The sequence below is a fragment of the uncultured Candidatus Puniceispirillum sp. genome (assembly GCF_963979125.1).
Lineage (GTDB): Bacteria > Pseudomonadota > Alphaproteobacteria > Puniceispirillales > Puniceispirillaceae > Puniceispirillum.
Map to the genome: position 1 here is coordinate 20,697 of NZ_CAXBVX010000015.1, position 7,330 is coordinate 28,026.

The window sequence follows — 7,330 nt, forward strand, 5'->3', positions numbered from 1 at the left end:
ATGAAACTAGCTACCGCAACCATGTTTGTCGCCATAGCCTCTGTCTGTTTGACAACTGGGGCATTAGCCTCACCAGAGAAGGGGTTGGAAATTGCGATTGAAGCTGATAACCGCGACAAAGGGTTTGGCGATTCAATCTCGAAGATGACTATGATTTTAATGGATAAATATGGTCAATCAACCGAGCGTGCAATTCGCAATAAAACATTTGAAGGTGTCAATGAAGGCGATAAATCGCTGGTTATTTTTGACAGTCCGGGTGATGTGCGTGGTACAGCATTTCTATCACATACCAAAAAGGCAGACTCGGACGATCAATGGTTATATTTGCCTGCATTGAAACGGGTTAAGCGTATTGCGTCTTCCAACAAAGCCGGTCCGTTTATGGGCAGTGAATTTTCCTATGAAGATATTGCCAGTCAGGAAGTTGAAAAATATACCTACAACTATCTGCGTGACGAAAATTTGAATGGTATTGACTGTTTTGTTGTCGAATATGACCCCGTTGATCCTAAAAGTGGTTACACACGTCAGCTTGTGTGGATGGATAAGGCTGAGTATCGCGTTCATAAAATTGATTTTTACGATCGAAAAAATACGCTTTTGAAAACATTGTTTTATGAAGATTATCAACAGCATTTGGGTAAATATTGGCGGTCTAATCGCTTGGTCATGACAAATCACCAAACAGGTAAGAAAACTGAACTTTTATTTGCCGATTGGAAGTTGCAGACAGGCATGACTGAACGTGATTTTGAGAAAACAGCGTTGAAACGAACACGATGATCTGTTTTGCAATTCGCAGTTTAGCGGTTGGACTTTTATTAGCACAGCCCGCATTTGCTGGCGAGGTAGATGGCACGGTTTCATCACGGCTGGATTTCTATCCGGATCATGCGGATGGCACAGCGTCACAAGGGCGGTCGGTTGAAGTGAAGATTGATGCCTTTCACGATTTTGAAGATAGTCGCATTGTAGCCGAATTGATTGTTCGTGCTGACGAAAAAGATAGTGGTCGCCGGATCACTGAAGCGCGCCAAGCCTATATACGGACACCGCTTGCTGGCTTTGATATTTTCTTGGGAAACCGTCAAGAATTCTGGGGTAAAGCTGAAAGTAAAAATGTTGTTGATGTTATCAACCAGTCTGATGCGGCGGCCAATGATGGTAAATCGGGAAAGCTCGGTGCGCCCTCCATATCTGCCGAGCGTTATCTTGATATAGGTGATCTTCAACTATGGTATATTACTGGTTTCCGTGAAAAAACATTCAATGACAGCGACGCCCACCCCAGCAGTGGATTACCTGTTGGCATTGCGCAGTATGCGCGCAAAGATGGCAAAGATGCCGATGACTTTGCGGCGCGACTGACCAGCTTTGTTGGTGACTGGGATATTGCTGGCAGCATATTTTATGGTACTGCGCGTGATCCTATCCTGTCTGTTGCCAGTGGTGGTAGCGCATTAAGCCCATATTATGCCTTACAAAAATCAGTTGGACTGGAAGCGCAATATACTGGTGACGCCACATTGTTGAAGTGGGAAAGTCTGCATGGCACCCAAAGCAGTTTGCAAGGGAGTCATGACTTTGCGGCGGCTGTTGCAGGTATTGAATATACCTATTTCGGACCATTTGAAACAGTATGGGATATTGGCTTGATTGGTGAAATCCAGCATGATGATCGTCCACAGTCAGCGGCAAATCAGTTTGGCGTCGCTGGTGTAAGACTGGTTTTTAATGACGTCGCTGACAGTAATATCCTGTTTCTTGCATCGGCGGATCGAAAAGCAGATCAGTCTTTTGTGTCTTTTGAAGCGTCGCGACGCATCAACGATTTCACTAACGTAAAGCTAACCAGTCAGTTCTATAATGCACGTACAGCTAGTTCTGCATTTGGGTTGTTGTCTGATGATGATGCGGTCACGTTGACGCTAAATATGTTCTTCTAGCATCACAGAGACGAACAATTCTTATTTTTTCATCATCTTAGCGATAGCCGAGCTAAACCGTATCTGATCAGTCTGCATGACTGTTTTGAAAGTGGCTATTCTGTCTTCAATGTTTGAAGAACTATTCTCAATAAGCTTGTGGATTTGCTCTTCCTTTGAAGTCTTGGCGCGTTGTTCGGCTTTTAACCGCATAAGTTTTTCATCAATATTGTTCATAGGCGATAGTCTATATCGGTTCTATAGATGGGGCTAGCCATCCACTCCCAATAAATTTTATTTAACTTATGGGTGAGGGGGCTGCACACACCATTGGCATGGGTTATCTATAGCTGGCTATAGCGTCACCCAAAATGTTGAAATCAGGAGTTATGCCAAGACCAGGGAGATCGGTAGTGGTCATGCGACCATTGATACGTTGTGGCGCACCATCAGCAATCTTTATAGTATTATAGCTATTAAAATCAGTGGCCGAGAAGCAAAATTCAGCTGGTGTTGACCGGCCAAGATGAGCAATTGCGGCAGTGGTGATGTCGCCACCCCACGTATCTTCGATTGTCATCGGGATACCATTTTCGACACATAGATCACGCATCAATTTTGCCTGAGTCAGGCCTCCCACCTTTGATATTTTTAAGTTGATTACATCCATCGCATCTTCGGCAATACCACGCACAAGCATGTTTGGGCCATCAATCACCTCATCTAGAATAAATGGCAGCGCTGTCCGTCGCCGAATTGACATGCTTTCATCATAGCTCATGCACGGCTGTTCGATATAGATATCTAGATTACTGACAGCACCAACGACTCGTGTCGCTTCATGTTTTGTCCAGCCGGTATTAGCGTCAGCTACAAGTAGGTAAGCTGGATCAAGAACAGCACGAGTAGCATGGATGCGGTCAATATCATCATTAGCATTGCCGCCAACCTTGAGTTGAAACTTCGTATACCCTTCATTGGCATAGCCATTTATTTTTTTCGCCATTTCTTCGGGGGTGTCTTGGCTGATCGCTCGATATAGAATAACGTCATCCTGTGCTGTGCCTCCCAGTAAGCTATAAAGAGGCAGACCGGTTGCCTTGCCAAGAATATCCCAGCAGGCAATATCTATTGGTGCCTTTGCATAGGGATGCCCTCGAAGTGCGGCAGCCATAATGCGGTTTATCTGGCCAATATTGAGTGGGTCTTGACCAATTAGATGTGGTGCGAGTTCTGCCATCCCAGCGCGCACTCCACCTGCAAATGAGGGAAGATAAGCGGAGCCAAGCGGGCAGCATTCTGCATAGCCCTTAACATCGTCATCGGTAACAATTTCAACTACGGTGCTATCAAACACCTCAACAAAATTACCGTTTGACCAAGAATAACGCCCTTCTTTAAGAGGTAGGTCAACCTGAAAGACGTTGATTTCTGTGATTTTCATGACAAATGCACCCCAAAAACGATTACATCAGTTTATTACTAGACAACATAGAAACAATATGGGGTGGGGCACGTCAAATGTCTTGTGGCTAAATTATGAATTCAAACTGAGGGGCGCGCCTAATCAAAAAAGGTGCAAAGCTGATACCGGCTTGAATAAAGTGCCTGTTATTCTATAAAACCTGAAAAAGACTAATGAGCACTTGAGATTTCAGACGCGCGCCCGTGCCAATGAAAAGTGCTCGATTTACCCAGTCATAGCGGCTATCTCCTGTCTCAAGGCGCGCATGGGTGCGCATATAGTACTGGTCTTGACTAACATCCTCACCGCGGGCAACAGCTGCCATCACATCCTCTGGCCCATGCCGAAATCCAAAGTTAAGGATTTCAATAACGGCGCCGTCATCCGTTTCGAGTGCATAGCGTGTATCAAGCTGTGCCAGGCCGTCATTGAAAACGGTTTGCCAGTCAGCGCCAACATTCAGAACTCGGCCTGTTAAACCTTGCCCCGACATTGTTCCGCCAACTATGGGGATAATTCGACGTCTGCCTCCACGCCCATCGCCTAGTTCTTTAATTGGACCAAGATCAACTTTGATATCACATACATGTTCAAGTTTTGGGGCGGGCAATTCCATGATTAAAACTTTCCTTGATGACAGGCAAAATACCTACTGAAGTAATAGTAGGTAAATTTGAAATTCTAACAACTATCATCGTCAAACGTAGCCAATATATGCGTTGTTGCGGTTAGGCCTTTGAGGTTGAGTTTTCTTTATCTGGTGTTACATCCCAACCCAGATTTATAGACAAATCACGGGCAATTTTGGCTATTTGGGGGCCAAGTTTGTCTCGAAATGCTGACGTGAATACGCGAACTGATCCAGTTGCCCCTATTGAGATAGTGGCGCCTGGTCCGCTTGTGGCTATCGGCGCGGCAACCGAACATATACCGCGTTCGATTTCTTCCACGCATTCTGCAAATCCGCGCTCGCGTATGGTTTTGAACTCGGATTTCAAATCTTGAATATTTGTCAATGTGAATTCAGTATAGGCGCGCAATTGTCCTTCCATAATACATGACAAATACAAATCTTTTGAAAAAGCGGCGACAGCTTTTGAGCAAGAGCATGCGTGCAAGGGGCGTTTTCCTAAACCGGGATGAAGATATGAAACGCCAGTATCGGGTGTTTCAACATGAATAATTTCAACTGATTTTCCCCTTAGTCGGGATAGGAAAAATGTACTGTTATATTTTTTGGTGGCTAATTTCAGAGCGGGGGCAATTGTATCAAGCAATGATCTATCAGAGTGGTCACTTTGTGCGATCCGCTTGAGACGTGACCCAATGGTGAATTGTCCGCGACCAATAGGCTCCAATAAGCCCGTAGTAACTAAATCTTGTGCTAATCGGTAAACTGACGGTTTAGGAAGATCAGTATGCGCGCATATGTCTGATACTGTAGCGACTTCCTTTTGCCCAACTACTTCAAGAATTAAAGTTACGCGATCAAGATACATATTTTTTCCTTGTGATAAAGTAATTATCATTTTACAAGAAATAATAAGCGATCGCAAGAGAGGAAAGTGATTATGGATGGTCTATGCTGTGGCCCTGGATATGCAAGTCCAGTAGAGGCGATAAAATCGCCACGAGAAAAACTCCTTTACACAATAGCTATCTACACGGGAACTGGTATTCAAAAGCCTGACTATTTAGCTACAGTTGATGCAGATCCAGACAGCCCAACATATTCACAAGTCATTTATCGGCTTGAAATGCCGGGTATTGGTGATGAATTGCATCATATGGGATGGAATGCTTGTTCCTCGTGCCATGATGACGCAGGCATGTCGCGTAGTTATCTGCTTGTACCGGGTGTTCGATCAAATAATATCCACGTAATAGATACGGCAACTGATCCCTTTAAGCCACGTCTGCATAAAGTAATTGATGGGGCCGAAATCAAATCAAAAACTAATTTGTCAGGCCCGCACACTGTTCATTGTTTGGGGTCCGAGATCATTGTTTCCTTTCTTGGCGATGCAAAGGGTGAAGCACCTGGCGGCTACCTGCATCTAAACAAGGAATTTGAAATTGTTGGCCGATGGGAAAATTCCATGGGTGACATTCCGTTCAGCTATGATTTCTGGTATCAACCACGCCATAATGTGATGGTTAGCTCGGAATGGGCAGCACCAAATACCTTTATGCCAGGTTTTGACCTCGAAGAGGTTGGGCACCTCAAATACGGCCGCCGTCTTCACATTTGGGACTTTGAAAAGAAAGAACCGATTGAGACCATGTATCTTGGCGAAGATGGGCTTATCCCGCTTGAAGTTAAGTTCATGCACGATCCTGATAGTAGCCACGGGTTTTGCGGTGCGGCTCTTAGCGCAAATGTGATCCATTTCTGGAAATCTAAAGAGGGAAAATGGGAATGGGAAAAGATCATCGACGTTGAGAATGAGCCGCATCCTGAATGGCCTATTCCTGTGCCTGGTGTGATGTCAGCTATCCTTGTGTCGATGGACGACAAGTATTTGTATCTAAATAACTGGCTGCACGGCGATATGCGCCAATATGATATTTCTGATCCACATAATCCCTTGTTGACAGGGCAAGTTTGGATGGGGGGGCTTTTGGGCAAAGCGCCTGTTGTAAACGGCGTCAAAGTTGCAGGTGGTCCGCAGATGTACCAGTTGTCGCTTGATGGAAAACGGATGTATGTCACGACCTCATTATTCTCAACGTGGGATAACCAATTCTATCCTGAAATCCGTACGCAAGGTGGTGTCATGTTGATGATTGACTGTGACGTTGAAAATGGTGGTATGAAAATCAACGAAGATTTCATCGTTGATTTTGGTAAGGAGCCAAATGGTCCTTCACGCTGTCATGAAACCCGCTATCCTGGTGGCGATTGTACAAGCGATATATGGCTATGAGCATCATCACCATCGCTAACCGTGAGAATAAAACGTATGAGGTAAAAGGCCGGAAACCGTTGCTTGATGAATTGCGCGAGCAGGGTGTTGATCTGCCTTATGGATGTAAATATGGGGGATGCATAACCTGTGCGGCCAAACTGATTGAAGGTGAAATTGATCAGCGCGCTCAGGTGGCACTTAATAATAGGCAGTTGAATAATGGCTATGTCATTCTGTGTGTCGCGCGTGCCAAAACAGACTGTACGCTGGAGATTGGGGTGGAAAGCCATGACAATCTGTATCGCAATCCATTTCTTGACCCTTTGCAACCTCATGAATTGAAAGCCGATATCGCAACACCTTTGGATGCCGACAAATGAAATATATGAACCACGACGAACCTTATAGTGATGAATATCTTCAATCTATCCTGTCATCGGTAAAAACGATTGCCATGGTAGGCGCTAGTGCGGACAAGACCAAATTTAGCTATGGCGTATTACGGGTGTTACATGAAACTGGCTATGACATGATTCCAATCAATCCACGCCCCGGTCTAACTGAAATCAGGGGAATTAAAGTCTTCCCGAATCTTGCAACGATTGACAGGCCAGTTGATATGGTCGAGGTGTTCCGTAAGCCTGATGATTTACCCGGGATCGCTGCAGAAGCTATTGCCATTGGGGCTAAGGTGTTATGGGCGCAGATTGGCGTTCGTAATGATGAGGCGGCAAGACTGGCTGAAGATGCTGGGATGCAGGTTGTTATGGATCGTTGCCCCAAGATTGAATTGTTCAGGCCTTTCTGGAAACCTCGCCTTGATCTTGCAATATGATAGAAAATGACAGCAAAATTTATGTTTCGTCTATCTGTAGCTGTGGATGCAGTGGGCAGCTAAACTGGCAGTTCAACGACCTTATAAATTGGCTTAAGTCCATCATGGAAAGGAAACTAAACATGGCTCAGACAATCACCAAGAGTGCGAAAGACCTTGTAAAAGCAGCTATATCTGAAGTGCCCGCGATTAG

The 7,330-nt window shown here is 45.0% G+C and carries 9 protein-coding genes and 1 pseudogene; 6 read left to right on the forward strand and 4 right to left on the reverse strand.

The window, feature by feature from the left end:
• Nucleotides 1-786 carry an outer membrane lipoprotein-sorting protein gene (locus ABNT28_RS03050; protein WP_332925076.1) on the forward strand — a complete coding sequence of 262 codons (786 nt, stop codon included), beginning with the start codon at nucleotides 1-3 and terminating at the stop codon, nucleotides 784-786.
• Nucleotides 783-1,949: a hypothetical protein gene (locus ABNT28_RS03055; RefSeq protein ID WP_332925075.1), complete on the forward strand. Its 1,167-nt coding sequence runs from the start codon at nucleotides 783-785 to the stop codon at nucleotides 1,947-1,949. The genes ABNT28_RS03050 and ABNT28_RS03055 overlap by 4 nt, the downstream gene beginning before the upstream one ends.
• A gap of 21 nt (nucleotides 1,950-1,970) precedes the next feature.
• Here ABNT28_RS03055 and ABNT28_RS03060 read toward each other — a convergent pair whose 3' ends face one another.
• The 4 genes from ABNT28_RS03060 to ABNT28_RS03075 form a co-directional block, all read right to left on the reverse strand.
• A complete protein-coding gene (locus tag ABNT28_RS03060; RefSeq protein ID WP_332925074.1) occupies nucleotides 1,971-2,165 on the reverse strand; it encodes a hypothetical protein in 195 nt (64 codons plus the stop codon).
• 103 nt (nucleotides 2,166-2,268) lie between these two features.
• Complete coding sequence (locus tag ABNT28_RS03065) at nucleotides 2,269-3,372, reverse strand: cis-3-hydroxy-L-proline dehydratase (protein ID WP_332925073.1); 1,104 nt, start codon at nucleotides 3,370-3,372, stop codon at nucleotides 2,269-2,271.
• Nucleotides 3,373-3,544: 172 nt separating this feature from the next.
• Entirely contained in the window at nucleotides 3,545-4,009 is a 465-nt protein-coding gene (locus tag ABNT28_RS03070) for a DUF3237 domain-containing protein (RefSeq protein ID WP_332925072.1), read from the reverse strand.
• Between the two features lie 112 nt (nucleotides 4,010-4,121).
• On the reverse strand, nucleotides 4,122-4,892 hold the full coding sequence (locus ABNT28_RS03075; protein ID WP_332925071.1) for an IclR family transcriptional regulator: 771 nt from the start codon (nucleotides 4,890-4,892) through the stop codon (nucleotides 4,122-4,124).
• 72 nt (nucleotides 4,893-4,964) lie between these two features.
• On the opposite strand from ABNT28_RS03075, the gene ABNT28_RS03080 reads away from it, so the two are divergent.
• The 4 genes and pseudogenes from ABNT28_RS03080 to ABNT28_RS03095 all read left to right on the forward strand — a co-directional run.
• The gene (locus ABNT28_RS03080) at nucleotides 4,965-6,320 is read left to right on the forward strand and encodes a selenium-binding family protein (protein WP_332925070.1); all 1,356 of its coding nucleotides are present in this window, start codon (nucleotides 4,965-4,967) and stop codon (nucleotides 6,318-6,320) included.
• Nucleotides 6,317-6,682: a 2Fe-2S iron-sulfur cluster-binding protein gene (locus tag ABNT28_RS03085; RefSeq protein WP_332925069.1), complete on the forward strand. Its 366-nt coding sequence runs from the start codon at nucleotides 6,317-6,319 to the stop codon at nucleotides 6,680-6,682. The genes ABNT28_RS03080 and ABNT28_RS03085 overlap by 4 nt, the downstream gene beginning before the upstream one ends.
• Nucleotides 6,679-7,137, forward strand: coding sequence for a CoA-binding protein (locus ABNT28_RS03090; protein ID WP_332925068.1), 459 nt, complete (start codon nucleotides 6,679-6,681; stop codon nucleotides 7,135-7,137). The genes ABNT28_RS03085 and ABNT28_RS03090 overlap by 4 nt, the downstream gene beginning before the upstream one ends.
• A pseudogene (locus ABNT28_RS03095) lies at nucleotides 7,134-7,330 on the forward strand (rhodanese-like domain-containing protein); the annotation flags it as partial. The gene ABNT28_RS03090 and the pseudogene ABNT28_RS03095, both read left to right, overlap by 4 nt.

Bases quoted from the DNA above. Each gene is read 5' to 3' on its own strand.
- ABNT28_RS03050 (WP_332925076.1), top strand. From the start codon at position 1: ATGAAACTAGCTACCGCAACCATGTTTGTCGCCATAGCCTCTGTCTGT.
- ABNT28_RS03055 (WP_332925075.1), top strand. From the start codon at position 783: ATGATCTGTTTTGCAATTCGCAGTTTAGCGGTTGGACTTTTATTAGCA.
- ABNT28_RS03060 (WP_332925074.1), bottom strand. From the start codon at position 2,165: ATGAACAATATTGATGAAAAACTTATGCGGTTAAAAGCCGAACAACGC.
- ABNT28_RS03065 (WP_332925073.1), bottom strand. From the start codon at position 3,372: ATGAAAATCACAGAAATCAACGTCTTTCAGGTTGACCTACCTCTTAAA.
- ABNT28_RS03070 (WP_332925072.1), bottom strand. From the start codon at position 4,009: ATGGAATTGCCCGCCCCAAAACTTGAACATGTATGTGATATCAAAGTT.
- ABNT28_RS03075 (WP_332925071.1), bottom strand. From the start codon at position 4,892: ATGTATCTTGATCGCGTAACTTTAATTCTTGAAGTAGTTGGGCAAAAG.
- ABNT28_RS03080 (WP_332925070.1), top strand. From the start codon at position 4,965: ATGGATGGTCTATGCTGTGGCCCTGGATATGCAAGTCCAGTAGAGGCG.
- ABNT28_RS03085 (WP_332925069.1), top strand. From the start codon at position 6,317: ATGAGCATCATCACCATCGCTAACCGTGAGAATAAAACGTATGAGGTA.
- ABNT28_RS03090 (WP_332925068.1), top strand. From the start codon at position 6,679: ATGAAATATATGAACCACGACGAACCTTATAGTGATGAATATCTTCAA.